Source organism: Tessaracoccus coleopterorum (genome assembly GCF_011174705.1).
Lineage (GTDB): Bacteria > Actinomycetota > Actinomycetes > Propionibacteriales > Propionibacteriaceae > Arachnia > Arachnia coleopterorum.
In genome coordinates this window covers 3,322,489-3,340,442 of sequence record NZ_JAANIJ010000001.1, presented here as the reverse complement: position 1 = coordinate 3,340,442, position 17,954 = coordinate 3,322,489, and the positions used below count along the sequence as shown (strand labels likewise).

General features: G+C 70.7%; 12 protein-coding genes and 10 pseudogenes. 3 read left to right on the top strand and 19 right to left on the bottom strand.

The window, feature by feature from the left end; all coding sequences use genetic code 11:
- Positions 1–77: 77 nt before the first annotated feature.
- The 5 genes and pseudogenes from G7085_RS21395 to G7085_RS31465 form a co-directional block, all read right to left on the bottom strand.
- Positions 78–908, bottom strand: a pseudogene (locus G7085_RS21395) (extracellular solute-binding protein); the annotation flags it as partial.
- On the bottom strand, positions 857–1,345 hold the full coding sequence (locus G7085_RS31470; RefSeq protein ID WP_269452251.1) for an extracellular solute-binding protein: 489 nt from the start codon (positions 1,343–1,345) through the stop codon (positions 857–859). The pseudogene G7085_RS21395 and the gene G7085_RS31470, both read right to left, overlap by 52 nt.
- Positions 1,346–1,611: 266 nt before the next feature.
- Positions 1,612–2,199 (bottom strand): annotated as a pseudogene (locus G7085_RS21385) (ROK family protein); the annotation flags it as partial.
- Positions 2,200–2,237: 38 nt separating this feature from the next.
- On the bottom strand, positions 2,238–2,468 hold the full coding sequence (locus G7085_RS21380; protein WP_197512454.1) for a helix-turn-helix domain-containing protein: 231 nt from the start codon (positions 2,466–2,468) through the stop codon (positions 2,238–2,240).
- Entirely contained in the window at positions 2,465–2,599 is a 135-nt protein-coding gene (locus G7085_RS31465; RefSeq protein ID WP_269451943.1) for a hypothetical protein, read from the bottom strand. Before G7085_RS31465 ends, G7085_RS21380 begins: the two co-directional genes overlap by 4 nt.
- A gap of 113 nt (positions 2,600–2,712) precedes the next feature.
- Between G7085_RS31465 and G7085_RS35910 the strand changes: the two are divergent.
- Positions 2,713–2,964, top strand: a pseudogene (locus tag G7085_RS35910) (nucleoside deaminase); the annotation flags it as partial.
- A 231-nt stretch (positions 2,965–3,195) separates the two neighbouring features.
- Here G7085_RS35910 and G7085_RS31460 read toward each other — a convergent pair.
- The 14 genes and pseudogenes from G7085_RS31460 to G7085_RS28425 form a co-directional block, all read right to left on the bottom strand.
- Positions 3,196–3,453 carry an RpiB/LacA/LacB family sugar-phosphate isomerase gene (locus G7085_RS31460; RefSeq protein ID WP_331716043.1) on the bottom strand — a complete coding sequence of 86 codons (258 nt, stop codon included), beginning with the start codon at positions 3,451–3,453 and terminating at the stop codon, positions 3,196–3,198.
- Positions 3,454–3,747: 294 nt separating this feature from the next.
- Positions 3,748–5,211, bottom strand: a pseudogene (locus G7085_RS21365) (glutamate synthase subunit beta).
- A pseudogene (gene gltB, locus G7085_RS21360) lies at positions 5,204–9,722 on the bottom strand (glutamate synthase large subunit). Before gltB ends, G7085_RS21365 begins: the two co-directional pseudogenes overlap by 8 nt.
- 244 nt (positions 9,723–9,966) lie before the next feature.
- Positions 9,967–10,814 (bottom strand): annotated as a pseudogene (gene trpA, locus G7085_RS28440) (tryptophan synthase subunit alpha).
- Positions 10,811–12,043, bottom strand: a pseudogene (gene trpB / locus G7085_RS21345) (tryptophan synthase subunit beta). The pseudogenes trpA and trpB (G7085_RS21345) overlap by 4 nt, the downstream one beginning before the upstream one ends.
- Positions 12,040–12,834 (bottom strand): indole-3-glycerol phosphate synthase TrpC, encoded by a 795-nt coding sequence (gene trpC, locus G7085_RS21340; protein WP_197512450.1) that lies wholly within the window; start codon positions 12,832–12,834, stop codon positions 12,040–12,042. The pseudogene trpB (G7085_RS21345) and the gene trpC overlap by 4 nt, the downstream one beginning before the upstream one ends.
- On the bottom strand, positions 12,831–13,037 hold the full coding sequence (locus G7085_RS21335) for an HGxxPAAW family protein (RefSeq protein WP_197512448.1): 207 nt from the start codon (positions 13,035–13,037) through the stop codon (positions 12,831–12,833). The genes trpC and G7085_RS21335 overlap by 4 nt, the downstream gene beginning before the upstream one ends.
- A 45-nt stretch (positions 13,038–13,082) precedes the next feature.
- Positions 13,083–13,484, bottom strand: a complete 402-nt coding sequence (locus G7085_RS21330) for a hypothetical protein (RefSeq protein ID WP_197512446.1) — start codon at positions 13,482–13,484, stop codon at positions 13,083–13,085.
- Positions 13,481–14,125: an anthranilate synthase component I family protein gene (locus tag G7085_RS28435; protein WP_456300408.1), complete on the bottom strand. Its 645-nt coding sequence runs from the start codon at positions 14,123–14,125 to the stop codon at positions 13,481–13,483. Before G7085_RS28435 ends, G7085_RS21330 begins: the two co-directional genes overlap by 4 nt.
- Complete coding sequence (locus G7085_RS36525; protein ID WP_456300407.1) at positions 14,091–14,678, bottom strand: hypothetical protein; 588 nt, start codon at positions 14,676–14,678, stop codon at positions 14,091–14,093. Before G7085_RS36525 ends, G7085_RS28435 begins: the two co-directional genes overlap by 35 nt.
- A 2-nt stretch (positions 14,679–14,680) precedes the next feature.
- Positions 14,681–14,914, bottom strand: coding sequence for a hypothetical protein (locus G7085_RS33495; RefSeq protein WP_331715866.1), 234 nt, complete (start codon positions 14,912–14,914; stop codon positions 14,681–14,683).
- A gap of 49 nt (positions 14,915–14,963) precedes the next feature.
- A pseudogene (hisI, locus tag G7085_RS21320) lies at positions 14,964–15,288 on the bottom strand (phosphoribosyl-AMP cyclohydrolase).
- Between the two features lie 34 nt (positions 15,289–15,322).
- A complete protein-coding gene (locus tag G7085_RS21315; RefSeq protein ID WP_197512444.1) occupies positions 15,323–15,484 on the bottom strand; it encodes a hypothetical protein in 162 nt (53 codons plus the stop codon).
- A pseudogene (locus G7085_RS28425) lies at positions 15,472–15,959 on the bottom strand (MOSC domain-containing protein). Before G7085_RS28425 ends, G7085_RS21315 begins: the two are co-directional and overlap by 13 nt.
- Positions 15,960–16,137: 178 nt before the next feature.
- Between G7085_RS28425 and G7085_RS21300 the strand changes: the two are divergent.
- Together G7085_RS21300 and trpB (G7085_RS21295) are read left to right on the top strand one after the other, a co-directional pair.
- Positions 16,138–16,671, top strand: a complete 534-nt coding sequence (locus G7085_RS21300) for a maleylpyruvate isomerase family mycothiol-dependent enzyme (RefSeq protein ID WP_197512439.1) — start codon at positions 16,138–16,140, stop codon at positions 16,669–16,671.
- A 66-nt stretch (positions 16,672–16,737) separates the two neighbouring features.
- Positions 16,738–17,936: pseudogene (trpB, locus tag G7085_RS21295) on the top strand (tryptophan synthase subunit beta).
- Positions 17,937–17,954: the final 18 nt, after the last annotated feature.

Sequence of the window (17,954 nt, the reverse complement as noted above, 5' to 3'; positions counted from 1 at the left end):
CTCGGGCTTTCTTGTCGGGATGGGACGGGCCCGGGAATTGTGTCCCCGGACCCCATCCTGGTGTGGCTGCGAACGGATCAGGCGTTCAGGATCGCCTCGATCTTGGTGTCGAGATCAGCGGCCAGCGCCGCGGTGTCACCACCGTTGGCGACCTGGACGAAGAAGTCCTGCAGGAGGCCCTGCGCCTCGACCTCGGCCCAGTTGGCGCTGGGCGGGGTGAGTCGCGCGTTGACGGCGGCGTCGGCGATCAGCTTGGCCAGCTCGGGCGTGGCCGCCGCGACCTTGCCGCTGAGCGAGGTGCGGGCCGGGACGAGGCCACCCTCGGCCAGGATCGTCTGGTACTCCTCGCTCATGATGATCTCGAGCGCCTTCTCGGCGAGCTCGGGGTTGGCCGACTTGGCCGAGATCCCGATGTTGGAGCCGCCGGCGAACACGGAGGCGACGCCGCCGTCCTTGCCGGGGAGGTTGAAGTAGCCGAGCGTGTTCGTGAGCGCGGTCTCCTTCTGGTCCTCGTCGGCGATGATCGACCAGTACGCCCAGCTCGGGGCCGACAGGCTGGCGGCCTTCTCGGTGCGCAGCGGCACCCAGGCGTCACGCTCGTCGCCGTCCTTGGGGGCGGTGGAGCCCTTGGTCATGATCTCCTGGACCTGCTTGATGCCGGCCTGCGACTCGGCACTGGAGAACTGGGCGTCCCACTTGCCGTCCTTCTCGACGGCGATCTCGCCGCCGTTCTCCCAGATGAACGGGAGGGCGTTGTACCAGTCCTTGCCCGGGAACCAGACGCCGGAGACTCCGGGGAGCTTCTCGGTGAGGGTGACCGAGTTGGACACGTACTGGTCGAGCGTGGTGGGGACGCTCACGCCTGCGGCCTCGTACTGCGAGGTGTTGTAGAACACGAGGCGGGCGCCCGAGTAGTACGGGGCGGCGTAGAGCTTGCCGTCGTAGGAGCCTGCCTCGACGAAGCCGGGAGCAGGTCGTCGCCGCCGATGGCGTCCCTGATGCCGGTGAGGTCGGCGAGGGCACCGACCGACGTGAAGGCGGCGGCCTGCGTGTTACCCATCTCGACGATGTCGGGGCTGTCGTTGGAGGAGAGCGAGGTGGTCAGCTTGTCGACCAGCCCGGTCCACTGCTGCTCCTCGATCACGATCTTGCTGCCGGGTTCTGCTCGGCGAAGGTCTTCGTCAGGTACTCGCGCGCAGGGCGGGGGTGTCGGTGCCGACCAGCCAGACGCGGATCTCAGCGGCCGCGGGCGCCGGGGCGGAGGCCGAGGACGTCGCGTCGGGGCTGCCTGCGGGTGAGCCTGTCGCCTCGGGGTCGTGGTGCCTCCGCAGGCGGTCAGCGCCATCGCAGCGGCGCCGACGAGGGCCACTGCCGAGAGCTTGAACTTCATTGTCGTTCTCCGTTCGGTCTGGACGCTTCGCGCGTCCTTGTTTCCTGTTGGTTGGGTGCCGCGGATGCGGGCGGGGTGGGTCAGAAGACCCTAGCTGGGAGGTGAGGACGGGGACGGCGGCACCGCGCAGCACGATGTCGTCGCCTTGCCCCGCCATCCGGATCTCGACCGCATCGTGGAAGTCGGTCAGGGTCCTGGAGCGCAGGGTTTCGAGGGTGGCATCACGGAGCTCGCCGTCGAGCAGTTCCGGGGGCCGGAGAGGAGGATCTCGGAGATGTCGAGGACACCGAGGACGGGTGCGAGCGCGATGCCGAGCCGCTCCCCCGCCTCGCGGAGCGCCCGGAGTCCCCCGCGGCCAGGCGGGCCGAGAGGGCGCCGGCGGCGAGCCACGCCTCGAGGCAGCCGACCTTGCCGCAGGCGCAGCGCGGGCCGCCGTCGGTGCCGATGGTGACGTGGCCGAGCTCACCTCCGGCCAGGTGTGCGCCCGTCAGCAGGCGCCCGCCGGTGAGCAGCCCGGAGCCGACGCCCCGACCGACGCGGATCAGGAGGACGTCCTGCGCCGCGCCCGCGAAGATGTACTCGCCGAGCACTGCCGCGTTGGCGTCGTTGGTGACGATGACGGGCACGTCGACGCGTTCGCCGAGCAGCCGTGCCAGTTCGACGCGCTCCCACCCGAAGTTCGGGGCGCTCAGCACGGTGCCGTCGGCGTCGACGATGCCCGGACTGCCCACCCCGATCCCGATGATCGGGCTGGGGGCGGTGCGGACCAGGTCGTCGACCATCGCGAGCACCGCGTCCAGGATCTCGGAGCCCCGGTGGGGCGGGGCGCGACTCGGCGTGGATCACGTCACCCGGATGGTGAGGTGGGCCCCGTCAGGACGTCGTTGCCGGACAGGTCCATCGTGACGATGCACCAACTGTCGCAGTCGAGGTCGATCAGGGTGGCGGGCTTGCCGGGGCGCACATCGTCCCTCAGCCCCGTCTCCACCACGTAGCGGTCCTCCAGCAGGTCGGCCACCAGCGCCGAGATGGTGACACGGGTCAGCCCGGTGGCGCGGGCCAGGTCGGCGCGGCTCATGGGAGCCTCCCGGAAGAGCACGGTGAGCACGAGCGAGCGGTTGTACCTGCGGGCGTCCTCGGGAGCACCTTGGCCAGCCCGAGCACGCCCGGCTGAGCGGCCTGGAGGCCGTTCCTCGTGGTCGTGTTCACCGGGTTCATGTTTGTTAGTAAAGCATATGTACTTACTCGGACCAACCCGATCCGCCAGAAGTTACCGAACCGTTACCGAACCCGTTTCCGGGCGTCCCGGCTAGCCTGGGGCGATGGAGATCACATCCGTGGACCACCGGTTCCTGACGTTGGCGGTCGACCTGGCCGAGGAGGCGCTCGACGACGGGGACGAGCCGTTCGGGTCGGTGCTCGTGTCGGCGGACGGCGAGGTGGTGTTCCGCGACCGGAACCGCGTCAAGGGCGGAGACCACACCCGCCACCCCGAGTTCGAGATCGCCCGCTGGGCCGCGGGGCACCTGACGCCGCAGCAGCGCGCCGCGTCGGTGGTCTACACCTCTGGTGAGCACTGCCCGATGTGCGCGGCCGCGCACGGCTGGGTGGGCCTGGGACGCATCGTCTACGCCGCGTCGTCGGAGCAGCTCTCGGGCTGGCTCGGGCCTGGGGCGTTCCCGCTCCCCCGTGGCGACGCTACCGGTGCGGGTGGTCGTTCCGGCGGCCGAGGTGGCGGGCCCCGATCCGGCGCTGACCGACCGGGTCCGCGGGCTCCACCGGCGGCACCTGGCCGTCGTCAGGGGTCACCGACCCGGATCGACCTGATCCTCGACCCGGAGGCCGTCGTCGATCGCACCGAGCTGGTTGACGCGGCGCTGATGACGGCCGCCCTCGAACTCGGCCTCGAGCCACATGGAGGCGATCATCTTGCCGAGCTCGACGCCGATCACCCGGGCGCCGAGCGCCAGCATGTTGGTGTCGTTGTGGTTGCGGGACAGCACCGCCGAGTACGGTTCGGAGCACACCACGCAGCGGATGCCGTGGGTCTTGTTGGCCGCGATCGAGATTCCGATCCCCGAGCCGCAGATGATGATCCCGCGGTCGTAGTCGCCGGCGGCGACCCCTCCGCGGCCAGCTGCCCCAGTAGGGGTAGTCGGCGCGGTCCGGATCGTCGGTCCCGAGGTCGGTCACATCGTGGCCGAGGCCGCGGACCGCCTCGGCCAGCTCCTTCCGGAACCCGATGGCCGCGTGATCGCTCGCGATGACTACCCGCACGTGTCCTCCTTCGACGTGCCCAGCGTAGTTGATGGACGGACGCGGCGGCATCACCCCGGGCGATGCCGCCGCGTCCGGGGTCACACGAGGAGCTGGCGCACCTCGGGACCGATGGGGCGCGGCAGCTTCGACGAGCCGCTCAGGAAGGCGTCGACACCGTTGGCGCAGCTGCGACCCTCCGCGATCGCCCACACGATGAGCGACTGGCCGCGTCCCGCGTCGCCGCAGGCGAAGACCCCGGCACGTTGGTCGCGTAGTCGTCGTCGCGCACGATGTTGCCGCGTGGGTCGAGCTCCAGGCCGAGTTCCTCCACCAGCCCCGACTGTTGCGGGCCGGAAAAGCCCATCGCCAGCAGCACGAGCTGGGCGGGAAGATGCCGCTCGGTGCCCTCGACCGCCACGAAGCGACCGGCCTCGAAGCGCACCTCCACGATGTCGAGCCCCGCCACGTCGCCCGCCTCATCGCCCACGAACCGGGTGGTCGACACCGCGTAGACGCGGTCGCCGCCCTCCTCGTGCGCCGAGGTGACCTTGAAGGTCATCGGATACGTCGGCCACGGCTGGTTGCCGGGCCGCGCCTCGGGCGGCATCGGCATGATCTCGAGCTGCGTGATCGAGCGGGCCCCTGCCGGATCGACGTGCCGAGGCAGTCCGCGCCGGTGTCGCCGCCACCGATGATGACCACGTCCCTGCCCTCGGCCGTGATCTGGTTGTCGACCGGCTGTCCGAGGGCGGCCCGGTTGGCCTGCGGCAGGAACTCCATCGCCTGGTGGATGCCGCCGAGGTCGCGGCCGGGCACGGGCAGATCGCGCGACAGCGTCGCGCCGATGGCGAGCACGACGGCCTCGTACTGCTCCAGCAGATCCGTGCCCATGATGTCCACACCGATGTTCACGCCGGTCTTGAACTGGGTGCCCTCGAGCACCATCTGCTTCAGGCGCCGGTTGACGACCGACTTCTCCATCTTGAACTCGGGGATGCCGTAGCGCAGGAGCCCGCCGATGGCGTCGGCGCGCTCATAGACGACCACGGTGTGGCCGGCCCGGGTCAGCTGCTGGGCGACGGCGAGCCCCGCGGGGCCCGATCCGACGACCGCGACGGTCTTGGCCGTGTGCCAGGCGGGCTGCTGCGGGGTGACGCGGGAGTCGTCCCAGGCCTTGTCGATGATGGCGACCTCGACGTTCTTGATGGTGACGGCGTCGCGGTTGATGCCGACCACACAGGCCGTCTCGCAGGGGGCCGGGCAGAGTCGGCCCGTGAACTCCGGGAAGTTGTTGGTGGCGTGCAGGCGCTCCAGCGCGGGCTGCCACTCCCCCGCCAGACCAGGTCGTTCCACTCCGGGATCAGGTTGCCCAACGGGCAGCCGTTGTTGCAGAAGGGGATGCCGCAGTCCATGCAGCGGCCCGCCTGCTTGGAGATGATCGGGAGCAGGGCACGCCCGGGGGTGCCGGGGTACACCTCCTTCCAGTCACGGACCCGCTCCTCGATGGGACGGCGCTCCGCCACCTCGCGCGGGGTGGTCATGAATCCCAACGGATCAGCCATGAGCGGCCTCCATCATCAGCTTGGTGGTTTCGGTGTCATCGAGCCCGTCGGCGACGGACATCTCCTTGACTGCCATCACGCGGGCGAAATCGCGGGGCAGCACCTTCGTGAACCGCTCAGCGAGTTCGCCGTCGCCGAACGCCAGGAGGGTGTCGGCGATCAGTGAGCCCGTCTCGTCGCGGTGCTCGGTGAGCAATTCCCGGACACGGGAGATGTCCCCGGCGCCATGGCGACGGGATCGGCCAGGTCGGTGTTGAGCCGCAGGGGGTTCAGATCGAGCAGCCAGGCGACTCCCCCGGACATGCCCGCCGCGAAGTTGCGCCCGGTCGGGCCGAGGACGAGGACCTCGCCACCGGTCATGTACTCGGCGCCATGGTCGCCCACGCCCTCCACGACCGCCGTCGCGCCCGAGTTGCGCACGCAGAAGCGTTCGCCGACGACGCCGCGGAGGAAGAGCTGCCCGGAGGTGGCGCCGTAGCCGATGACGTTGCCCGCCACGATCTGGGTGGCGGGATCGAACCCGGCCTCCGCCGGGGCGTCACGACGATGCGGCCGCCGGAGAGGCCCTTGCCGGTGTAGTCGTTCGAGTCGCCGATCAGTCTCAGTGTGATGCCCCTCGGCAGGAAGGCGCCGAAGCTCTGGCCTGCCGTGCCGTTGAGGGTGAACTCGATGGTGCCCGGTTCGAGCCCGCGGCCCTCGGTCGCCCTGGTGACCTGGTGACCGAGCATGGTCCCGACGGTGCGGTCGACGTTGCGGACGTCCACCGTCGCGCGCACCCGCTCGCCGCGGGCGATGGCCGGCTCGGCGAGCCGGATCAGGTCGACGTCGAGCTTGTCGCCGAGCCCGTGGTCCTGGGTGGTGGTGCGGTGCCGCCGGGTGCCCTCGGGCACGTCGATCCGGGTGAGGACCGGGGCGAGGTCGAGGCCCTGGGTCTTCCAGTGTCCGACGGCGTCGCTCACGTCGAGCGCCTCGACGTGGCCGACGGCCTCCTCCAGGGTGCGGAACCCGAGCCCGGCGAGGAGCTCGCGGACCTCCTCGGCGATGAACATGAAGAAGTTGACGACGTGGTCGGGGTCGCCGTGGAACTTCCCGCGCAGCTCCGGGTTCTGGGTGGCGACGCCGACCGGGCAGGTGTCCTTGTGGCAGACGCGCATCATGATGCAGCCCGACACCACGAGCGGGGCGGTGGCGAAGCCGAACTCCTCCGCGCCGAGCAGCGCCGCGATGACGACGTCGCGGCCGGTCTTGAGCTGGCCGTCGCACTGGACGACGATGCGGTCGCGCAGCCCGTTGAGCAGCAGCGTCTGCTGCGTCTCGGCGAGGCCGAGCTCCCACGGGGCCCCGGCGTGCTTGAGCGACGTGAGCGGGGCGGCCCCGGTGCCCCGTCGTGGCCGGAGATCAGCACGACGTCGGCCTTCGCCTTGCTGACGCCGGCCGCGACGGTGCCGACGCCGATCTCGGAGACGAGCTTGACGTGGACCCTGGCCGACGGGTTGGCACACTTCAGGTCATGGATCAGCTGCTTGAGGTCCTCGATCGAGTAGATGTCGTGGTGCGGCGGTGGTGAGATGAGGCCGACGCCGGGGGTCGAGTGGCGGGTCCGCGCAACCCACGGGTAGACCTTGGGGCCGGGCAGTTGGCCGCCCTCACCCGGCTTGGCCCCTGGGCCATCTTGATCTGGATGTCATCGGCGTAGGTGAGGTACTCCGAGGTGACGCCGAAGCGGCCCGAGGCGACCTGCTTGATGGCGGAGCGGCGCGCCGGGTCGTGCAGGCGCTCCGCGTCCTCACCCCCTCGCCGGTGTTGGACTTGCCGCCGATCCGGTTCATCGCGACGGCGAGCGTCTGGTGGGCCTCCATGGAGATCGAGCCGTAGCTCATCGCCCGGTGGAGAACCGCTTCACGATCTCGGTGGCCGGCTCGACCTCGTCGAGGTCGATCGGCTGCCGGTCGCCCGCGAACCGCATGAGCGAGCGCAGCGTCATGATGCGGCGCGAGTTGTCGTTGACCAGCGCGCTGTACTTCTTGAACGCGGCGTAGTCGCCGGTCTGGGTCGAGTGCTGCAGACGGAAGACGGTCTCGGGGTCGAACAGGTGCTGCTCGCCCTCGCGGCGCCACTGGTACTCGCCGCCTCCCAGAAGGTCGCGGTGCGCCAGGGGGATGCCGTTGGACGGGTACGCGTTCAGATGCCGGGCCCGGATCTCCTCGGCCAACTGGTCGAGGGTGAGGCCTCCCAGCCTGCTGGAGGTGCCGGTGAAGTAGGTGTCGACGACATCGGCGCAGAGCCCGATGCACTCGAAGATCTGGGCACCGGTGTAGGAGGCGACGGTGGAGACACCCATCTTGCTCATCACCTTCAGGACACCCTTGTTGAAGGCCTTCGCGACGTTGGCGATGGCCTTCTCCGGGGCCACGTCGACGTACATCTCGCGGCGCGCCAGGTCCTCGGCCGACTCGAACACCAGGTAGGGGTTGACGGCGGCGGCCCCGTAACCGAGCAGCAGCGCGACGTGGTGCACCTCGCGCACGTCTCCGGCCTCGACCACCAGACCGACCTGCGTGCGGGTCTTCTCCCGCACCAGGTGGTGGTGGATGGCCGCGGTCAGCAACAGCGACGGGATGGGGGCCAGCTCGGCTGTCGAGTGCCGGTCGGACAGCACGATGGCGCGGGCGCCGCCACGGATGGCCGCCGACACCTCCTCGCACAGCTCGGCGATCCTGGAGCCGAGCGCCCGGCCGCCCCGGCGACCTTGTAGAGGCCCTTCACGACGTGGGTGGAGAAGCCGGGCAGGTTGCCGTCCTTCAACCGCACGATCTTGGCCAGCTGCTCGGAGTCGAGGATCGGGCCGGACATGGTGATCATGCGGGCGGCCTCGGGCTGGGCGCCAGCAGGTTCCGCTCCGGGCCGATCTTGGCGGTGAGGCTGGTTACGAGCTGCTCGCGGATGGCGTCGAGCGGCGGGTTGGTCACCTGGGCGAAGAGTTGCTTGAAGTAGTCGAAGATGAGCCGGGGTCGCTCCGACAGGATCGCAACCGGTGTGTCGGTGCCCATCGAGCCGATCGCCTCGACGCCGTCGTTTGCCATCGGGGCGATGATCAGGCGCAGCTCCTCGTGCGTGTAGCCGAAGGTCTGCTGCCTGCGGGTGACGGAGCTGTGCGAGTGGACGATGTGCGCGCGGCCCGGCAGCGCGTCCAGCTCGATCTTGTGCTCGGCGACCCACTTCCCGTACGGCTGCTCGGCGGCCAACGCCCCTTCACGTCGTCGTCTGACAGGATGCGGTGCTGCTCGAGGTCGAGCAGCAGCATGCGGCCGGGCTGGAGCCTGCCCTTCGAGACGATGTCCGCGGTGGGGATCGGCAGCACCCCCGCCTCGGAGGCGAACACGACGAGGCCGTCGCGCGTCTCCCAGTAGCGGCCGGGCGGAGCCCGTTGCGGTCGAGGCAGGCACCGATGATGGATCCGTCGGTGAAGGTCATGCAGGCGGGGCCGTCCCACGGCTCCATGATCATGGAGTGGAACTCGTAGAACGCGCGGCGCTCGGGTTCCATCTCGGCGTGTCCCTCCCACGCCTCCGGGATCATCATCAGCACGGCGTGCGGGAGCGAGCGGCCGCCGAGGTGGAGCAGCTCGAGGACCTCGTCGAACGAGGCGGAGTCGGAGCCGTCAGGGCTGCAGATCGGAAACAGCCGCTCGAGCGAGCCGGGGAAGCTCTCCGAGGTGAGCAGCGCCTCCCTCGCCCGCATCCAGTTGCGGTTGCCGCGCACCGTGTTGATCTCGCCGTTGTGGGCGATCATCCGGTAGGGGTGGGCGAGCTCCCAGGCCGGGAACGTGTTGGTGGAGAAGCGCGAGTGGACCAGCGCAAGGGCCGAGGCGACCCGCTCGTCGTGCAGCTCGGGGAAGACCTCCTCGAGCTGGGAGGTGGTCAGCATGCCCTTGTAGACGATCGTGCGCGACGAGAGCGACGCGAAGTAGACGCCGACCTCGTGCTGGGCGCGGCGCCGCAGCACGAAGGTGGAACGGTCGAGCTCGATCCCCTGCTGCCCGGCCCGGCCCGCGACGATCAGGTGTTCGAAGTGCGGCATGGCGCCGAGCGAGATGGGTGAGAGCGTCGCGGTCTCCACCGGGACGTCGCGCCAGGCGAGCACGTCGAGCTCGAGTTCGTCTGCGAGCGCCTCGATGTGTGCCTTGACGCGCGCCCGCTCCGCCTCGTCGGTGGGCAGGAACGCCATGCCGGCGGCGTACTCGCCCGCATCGGGGAGCCGCACGCCCGCGACGGCACGGAGGAAGGCGTCGGGGATCTGGATCAGGATGCCCGCCCCGTCACCCGCGGCCTCGTCGGCTCCGGTGGCGCCGCGGTGGTCGAGGTTGCGCAGCGCCTCGAGGCCCGGGCCACGATCTCGTGGCGGGCCCTGCCGTCGAGGTGCGCGACGAACGCGACACCGCAGGCGTCGTGCTCGTATGCGGGGTCGTACAACCCCACCTTCTCGCGGTGCGGAAAGACGCTGTGAGTCATGAAAATGACCTCCTCTGATCGGCGGGCATGGCGTCGCCAGCGGGAAAACAGTAAGGCCGCGGATCGGTACGACCGACCATGTTCAGGGCGCAGCGATTTCTCTTCGCATAATTGTTACGCCGCCGAAACATGGCGCCCCAGCGGGCGCGGGGACTCGTCCATCCGCGCCCCGCGTGTCGGCACACTACGAGAACGCGCCGGTCACGTGGGACGTGACCGGCGCGCCCCACTCCGGGGTGGGTGGCTAGCGGTGGGAGCGCTCGACGCCGGCGGCCAGGTCGCCGGCGAGGGTGCGGAGCCGCGCGAGATCGCCCTGCAGATCCACCCCGTCGGAGTCGAGGCACTTCAGCAGCGCCGAGCCGACGATGACAAGGTCGGCGAAGGCCCCGATCTCGGCGGCCTGGTCGGCGTTGCTGACCCCGAGCCCGATGCCGATCGGCAGGGTGGAATCGATGCTCCTGGCGCGGTCCACGATCACGGGGGCCGCGTCGGAGGTGGCGGCCCGCGTGCCGGTCACGCCCATCACGCTGGAGGCGTAGACCCAGCCCCGGCACGACTCCATGGTCATGGCGATGCGGGCATCGGTCGACGACGGCGCGATCAGGAAGACGCGGTCGAGGCCATGGGCGTCGGTGGCCGCGAACCACTCGGGGCAGTCGTCCGGGGGAGGTCGGGTGTGATGACGCCGGCACCGCCCGCCGCCGCGAGGTCGCGGGCGAACGCGTCGGGGCCGTAGGCCTCGATGAGGTTCCAGTAGGTCATCACCATCGGGGTGGCCGACGTGGCGGCCACCGCCTCGACGGCGGTGAAGGCGTCGCGGGTGCGGACGCCCCGCTCGCGGGCACGGGTCGTGGCGTGCTGGATGACGAGCCCGTCCATCAGCGGATCGGAGTACGGGATGCCGATCTCTACGAGATCGACGCCCCGGCCCTCGCTGCCCTCGGTGATCGCGCGGACCGCCTCGATCGACCCCGCTACCGACGGGTAGCCGACGGGGAGGTACCCGACGAGCGCCGGTCGGCCCGAGCCGAGGCGGTCGGCCACGACGCGTCCGGAGATGCCGAGCCGGGCCGGATCGGTGAAGGTGCTCATTCCAGTCCTCCGACTGTCTTGTCCGGTTCGCCCGCGAGCCCGAAGTACTCGAAGGCGGTGGCCACGTCCTTGTCTCCGCGACCGGACAGGCACACGAGGATGGTGGGACGCGCGTCCGGGTCGGTCTCGGCGATCCGCAGCCCGAGGCGTCGGGCGCCCGCGACCGCGTGGGCCGACTCGATGGCCGGGATGATGCCCTCGGTCCGGGTCAGCGCCTTGAACGCGTCCATCGCCTCGGCGTCGGTGACCGGTTCGTAGACGGCGCGGCCCGTGTCTGCGAGCCAGGCGTGCTCGGGGCCGACACCCGGGTAGTCGAGGCCTGCCGAGATCGAATGCGACTCGATGGTCTGGCCGTCCTCGTCCTGGAGCACGTAGGTGCGGGCGCCGTGCAGCACGCCCGGGTGCCTGCGGTGATGGTGGCCGCGTGGCGCCCCGTCTCGACGCCGTCACCCGCCGCCTCGAAGCCGTAGAGCCGCACGTCGGCGTCGGGGATGAAGTCGGCGAACATGCCGATGGCGTTGGAGCCGCCGCCGACGCAGGCCGCGACGTAGTCGGGAAGGGCCCCGTAGGCGTCCAGCATCTGCTGTCTGGCCTCGGTGGAGATGATCCGCTGCAGCTCGCGCACGAGGTAGGGGAAGGGGTGCGGCCCCCGACGGTGCCGATCAGGTAGTGCGTCGAGTCGACGGTGGTGACCCAGTCGCGCATCGCCTCGTTCATCGCGTCCTTGAGGGTGCGCGACCCGGCGGCCACGGCGTACACCTCGGCCCCCAGCAGCTGCATGCGGGCGACGTTGAGCGCCTGGCGCCGCGTGTCGACCTCACCCATGTAGACGCGGCACTCGAGCCCGAGCAGCGCGGCGGCGGTGGCGGTGGCGACGCCATGCTGGCCCGCCCCGTCTCGGCGATGACGCGGGTCTTGCCCATCCGCCTGGTCAGCAGAGCCTGGCCGAGCACGTTGTTGATCTTGTGGGCGCCGGTGTGGTTGAGGTCCTCACGCTTGAGCAGGATGCGGGCGTTACCGCACTGGCTCGAGAAGTTCAGCGCCTCGGTGATGGGGGTGGGTCGGCCGGCGTAGTCGTGTTGCAGCCTCTCCAGCTCCGCGTGGTACGACGGGTCGGACATCGCCTCGTCGAAGGCGACGGTCAGCTCGTCGAGCGCCGCCTGCAGCGCCTCGGGGACGAAGCGGCCCCCGTAGCGTCCGAAGTGTCCGGTGGAATCTGGCTGGCTCATGCCGTGGCCCCTTCTGCGGCCGCCATGAAGTCTCCGATGGCGGCGCGTGGATCTCCGTGCCTGACGAGCGCCTCGCCCACCAGGATGACGTCCGCGCCCTCGGCCGCCACGCGTGCGACGTCGCCGGTGCCGAGGATTCCGGACTCCGCGACCTTGACCGCCGCGTCGCCGATGCGTTCGGCGAGGGTTCCGAAGGTGCCGAGGTCGACGTCGAGGTTCAACAGGTTGCGGTTGTTGACACCGATCAGGCCCGCTCCGACGGCGAGGGCCCGGTCGACCTCCTCGGCGGTGTGGGTCTCGACCAGCGCCGTCATGCCGAGGTCGGCCGTCAGGGCCAGGAAGCGCGTGAGGTCGGCGTCGTCGAGGGCGGCCACGATCAGCAGCACGAGGTCGGCCCCGTGGGCGCGGGCCTCGTAGAACTGGTACTCGTCGACCATGAAGTCCTTGCGCAGCACGGGCACGTCGACCCTCGCGCGGACGGCGTCGAGGTCGCCCAGCGTGCCGTTGAAGCGGCGCTGCTCGGTCAGGACCGAGATGGCGGCCGCACCGCCCTCGGCGTACTCGGACGCGAGCGCGGCGGGGTCGACGATGTCGGCGAGGTGACCCTTGGAAGGCGACCTCCGCTTGACCTCCGAAATGACGGCCAGCTCCGGGGCCCGGAACCTGGGCATCGGGTCGAGCGCGGGCGCGACGGCGTCGAGGTCCCCGATCAGGGATTCGAGGCTGCGGGTCGCCCTGCGGGCCTCAAGGTCGAGTCGTACTCCGTCGATGATGGCGTCGAGGACGCTCACGGCTGGCCGTAGCCCATGGCCTTCATGACCATGGTGACGAGCGCCCCGAGCACGACGATCGCCCCGCCCGCGATGACCAACGCCCAGGTGGGGCCGACCGCGGATCCGATCGCCGCGAGGACGAAGCCGACCGCGGCGGTGACGGAGCCCGCCCACGCGGCAGGGCTTCTGCCGTGGTGGTAGTACTTCGGGGTCTGCGCCATGAGTCCAGCCTTCCGGGAGGGATCGTGTGGTTGCCGAGCCTACCCTCAATCGGCGGCGTCGGGCGAGCCTTGTTCACCCGTCGGGTCGTACCCCTCGTCCATGGCCTTCCACAGGTCGGCCGGGGCCTCACGCCCTGTACTCCTGCGATGCCGCCAGGCGGGCCCCCAGACCACGAAGCCGAGGGAGGCGATCAGGGTGGCCACGAAGCCGACGAGCGGGGTCCACTGCCCCGACTGCGCGGCCCAGCCGATGCCCGCTACCGCGAGCCCGGCCAGCAGGATCCCGACGATCCGCAGCCCGAAGCCGCGGAGCATCAGCGAGAGCCCGACCCCGGCGGCGAGCGCCCAGGCCAGCGAGGCGAGCGACGAACCGGCGGTCTGCGCCGCCACCCCCGCGATGAGCGCGCCGGCCACGGCCAGCAGCGTCACCGGCCAGCGCCCGGTCACGCCCGCGCCATCGCTTCGGCCCGTGCGATGGCCGTGACGACGGCGCGCGCCTTGTGCTGGCATTCCTGGTCCTCGGTGGCCGGGTCGGAGTCGGCGACGATGCCGGCACCGGCCTGCACGTGGGCGACGCCGTCCTTCAGCACCGCGGTGCGGATGGCGATGGCGACGTCAGCGTTGCCCGCGAGGTCGAAGTAGCCGACGACACCGCCGTACAGGGCGCGCCGGGTTGCCTCGAGGTCGTCGATGATCTCCATCGCACGCACCTTGGGCGCTCCGGAGAGGGTGCCCGCAGGGAAGCAGGACAGCACGGCGTCGAGGGCGTTCCTGCCTGCGGCGATGCGGCCGGAGACCTCGGCCTCCAGATGCATGATGTGGGAGTAGCGGTGCACCTTCGCGTACTCGTGGACGGTGACGGTGCCGGGCGTCGAGATGCGGCCGAGATCGTTGCGGCCGAGGTCGACGAGCATCAGGTGCTCCGCCTGCTCCTTGGGGTCGGCCACCAGCTCCTCGGCGAGGCGGCGGTCCTCCTCCGGCGTCGCTCCCCTGGGCCGCGAGCCGGCGATGGGCCTGGTGGTGGCGACGCCGTCCGAGATCGTGACGAGCGCCTCAGGGCTGGAGCCGATGATGGCGAAGCCCGGCATCCTCAACAGGTAGAGGTAGGGCTGGGGTTCGTGAGCCGCAGAGCGCGGTACACCTCGAGCGCGTCGGCGTCGGTGCGGATGTCGAAGCGCTGCGAGACCACGATCTGGAAGGCCTCACCCGCCCGGATCTCCTCCTTCGCGGCCTCGACCAGCGCCATGTACTCCTCGGCGGTCCGCTGCCTTGCGATGACCGGGTGGTGGGCTCGCCCTCCTGGCAGGCCAGCGAGACGCGGGGCTGCCTCAACTGCTGGGCCATGGCCTCGACGGCGGCAACCGCGTTGAAGTAGGCCCGCTCCACGCCCTCGTCCGTTCCGTCGAAGTTGATGGCGTTCGCGATCAGCCACAGCTCCCCGCGGTGATGGTCGAAGACGGCCAACTCGCTGGCCAGCATCATCGTGAGCTCGGGAAGGTGCAGGTCATCCTCCACGCCGTCGGGCAGCTTCTCGAGGCGCCGCACCACGTCGTAGCCCAGGTAGCCGACCAGGCCGGAGTGGAAGGGCGGCAGCCCGGGCACGGGTTCGCTCGCCAGTTCCTGCAGCGTCTCCGCCAGCACGGTCAGGGGTCGCCGTGCTCCGGGATGCCGACGAGTTCGCGGCCGAGCCAGGCGGCGCGGCCGTCGCGCTCGGTGAGCGTCGCCGCGGTCCGCACGCCGATGAAGGACCAGCGCGACCAGACCCCGGCGTCGGCCGACTCGAACAGGAAGGTCGACTCGCGGGCGCCGCACAGCGCCTGGTAGACGCTGACGGGGGTGAGGTCGTCGGCGAGCAGGCGCGCGTAGACGCTGATCACCCGGCGGTCGCGTGCCAGGGCCGCGAACTCGGGAGGCCGGGCTCGACGATCACGCGACGTCCTCCGCGGTCAGTTCCGTGAAGAAGCAGGTCCGGTTGCCCGTGTGGCAGGCGGCCCCGGTCTGACGCACCGTCAGGAGGATCGTGTCGCCGTCGCAGTCCAGCGCGACGGACACGACGCTCTGGTGGTGCCCGAGGTCTCCCCTTGACCCAGTACTCCTGCCGCGACCTCGACCAGTAGGTCGCCCGGCCGGTGGCGAGGGTGCGGCGCAGCGCCTCCTCGTCCATCCAGGCGAGCATGAGCACCTCCCGGGTCTCCTCGTCCTGGGCGATGGCGGGCACGAGCCCGTCGGCGTTGTACGCGATGTCCTGCATGGGCCCATTGTGCCAACTGGTGGCAGGTGCCCGCTCAGGCGTCCGGCGGGCCCTCCACACGGGCCGTGTCGTCGGACGGGTGCCCCTCCAGCCGGCGGACGAGCCTGGCCACCCACCGGGCGGGCATCCCCGGGGTGTCGATCAGGGCACGGGCAGCGTCGAGGTCGCCCCGGTCGCGCTCCATCACGCGGAACACCTCGCCGATGGTGGCGCGCCGCCGGGCCGGTCGAGCAGCACCACCTCGGCACCTGCGGTGACGGTCCCGGGCTCAAGCACGCGCAGGTACCAGCCGACCCAGCCCGTGGCCTGGGCCCGCAGCACGAGGTCGTCGATCCCCCACCTTTTCGCGAGCTTGTAGCAGGGGCTGCGCGGCTGGGTCACCCGGACCACGACGTCGCCGATCCGCCACGTCTCCCCAGCACCACGGAGTCGTCGTCGGTGCCGGGCACGTCGAGGGTGAGGTTCTCGAGGAAGCCGCCGTCGGGCAGGTCGAGCCCGACCGAGCGCCAGTCGTCGTAGCGGTGTCGCGCGAAGACCAGCAGTGCCTTGTCCGGCCCGCCGTGGTTGACGGTGTCTCCATGTTCGTCGCCCGCCAGGCCGAGGCCCCCACCGCGACACCGCCGACGACTCTCTCCTTGATCGCGGCGCTCGGCACGCCGCGCGGACCCCACGGCTGCGTCACCACCTTGCCGGTACGCACGGCGGACACGGTCCCGAGCCTGGTCTCCACGCCCGACAGCCTAGGGCGGGACCGCATCGGCACTAGGCTTGGTCCATGAGTTTCGCCTCGCGCCAACGCGCCGCCCTCGCCGATCTCCTCGATGAGCTCGGCCCCTTCGCCCCCACACGGTGCGAGGGTGGCGCACGCAGGATCTGGCCGCCCACCTGTACGTCCGGGAGCGCAAGCTGGGTGCGCTGCCGGGCATCGGGTTCGAGCGGTTCGCCGAACGCACCGCGGCCATCCAGCAGGAGGCGCTGCACTCCATGGACTACCCGGACCTCGTTCGCGAGATCAGGCGGCCCGGCTGGATCATGCGCCCGCTGGACGACCTGGTCAACACCTCCGAGATGTTCATCCACCACGAGGACGTGCTGCGCGCCAACGACCGTTCGCAGAAGCTCACGCCGAAGGAGCAGGCGAAGCTGTGGCCGATGGTCACGGTGATGGCCCGCCGGGTCCAGGCGAAGGCAGGCGTCCAGGTGCGGATCGGCCGCTCCGACACCGGCGACGAGACGCAGATCGGCACGGGGTCGCGGATCCTGCACCTGCGGGGCCTTCCGTCGGAGCTGCTGCTGCACCTGACCGGCCGCGACTCCGACGTCGAGATGATCGCCGACCCCCCGGTGCTCGACGAGTGGCTGCGCTCGCTGCTCACTCTGTGACCTCCGCGGCCATCCACCCGATGGGCCGGGCACCCACCGGTTCGGCGCGGGCGGTAACATCCGCCCATGACATCGCTGACCCAAGCCAATGAAGCCGGTTTCTTCGGCGCCCACGGCGGACGTTTCCTTCCCCCGCACCTCGAGGCACCCATCGCCGAGGTCGCCACGGCCTACGCCGAGGCCAAGGACGACCCTGAGTTCATCGCCGAGTACGAGTCGCTCCTGGCCGACTACGTCGGACGCCCGTCCCCGCTCTTCCTCGCCAGGCGGCTCACCGCCGAGCTCGGCGGCGCGAAGATCTACCTCAAGCGCGAGGACCTGAACCACACGGGCGCCCACAAGATCAACCACACGCTCGGCGAGGTGCTCCTCGCGAAGCGGATGGGCAAGAAGAAGGTGATCGCGGAGACCGGCGCGGGCCAGCACGGTGTCGCGCTCGCCACCGCGGCCGCCCTGCTCGGCCTCGAGTGCGAGATCCACATGGGTGCCATCGACATCGCCAAGCAGCACCCCAACGTGGTGCGCATGCGCCTGCTCGGCGCCAAGGTGATCCCGGTCGACATGGGGGGTCGCTCCCTGAAGGAGGCCGTCGACTCGGCGTTCGGCGTCTGGGCCGAGGACTTCAGCGAGACGATGTACGCCATCGGCTCGGTCGTCGGACCCGACCCGTTCCCGAGCATGGTGCGCGACTTCCAGTCGATCGTCGGCCGCGAGGCCCGCGCGCAGATCCTCGGGAAGGAGGGCAGGCTGCCCACCGCGCTGGTGGCCGCGGTCGGCGGCGGGTCCAACGCGATGGGACTGTTCAGCGCGTTCCTCGAGGACCCCGAGGTCGCCATCTACGGTGTGGAGCCGGCCGGTCGCTCCCTCGACACCCCGGGCGAGCACGCCGCGACCATGACGCTCGGCACCCCCGGCGTGATCCACGGGATGAAGACCCTCGTTCTGCAGGACGAGGCGGGCGACCCGTGGCCGGTGCACTCGATCGCCTCGGGCCTCGACTACCCGGGAGTCGGCCCGCAGCACGCGCACCTGCGCGACCTCGGCCGCGTCTCCTACGTCACCGCCTCCGACGACGCGACCATGGACGCGTTCCGGGCGCTGTGCCGCACCGAGGGCATCATCCCGCCATCGAGTCGAGCCACGCGGTGGCCCACGCCATCGCGATGGCTCCGACGTTGTCGGTCGACGACGTGATCGTGGTCAACCTGTCGGGCCGCGGCGACAAGGACATCGACTTCGTCGCGGAGCGCCTCGGGATGGAGTGAGCGGTAGCGGGCGCCCAC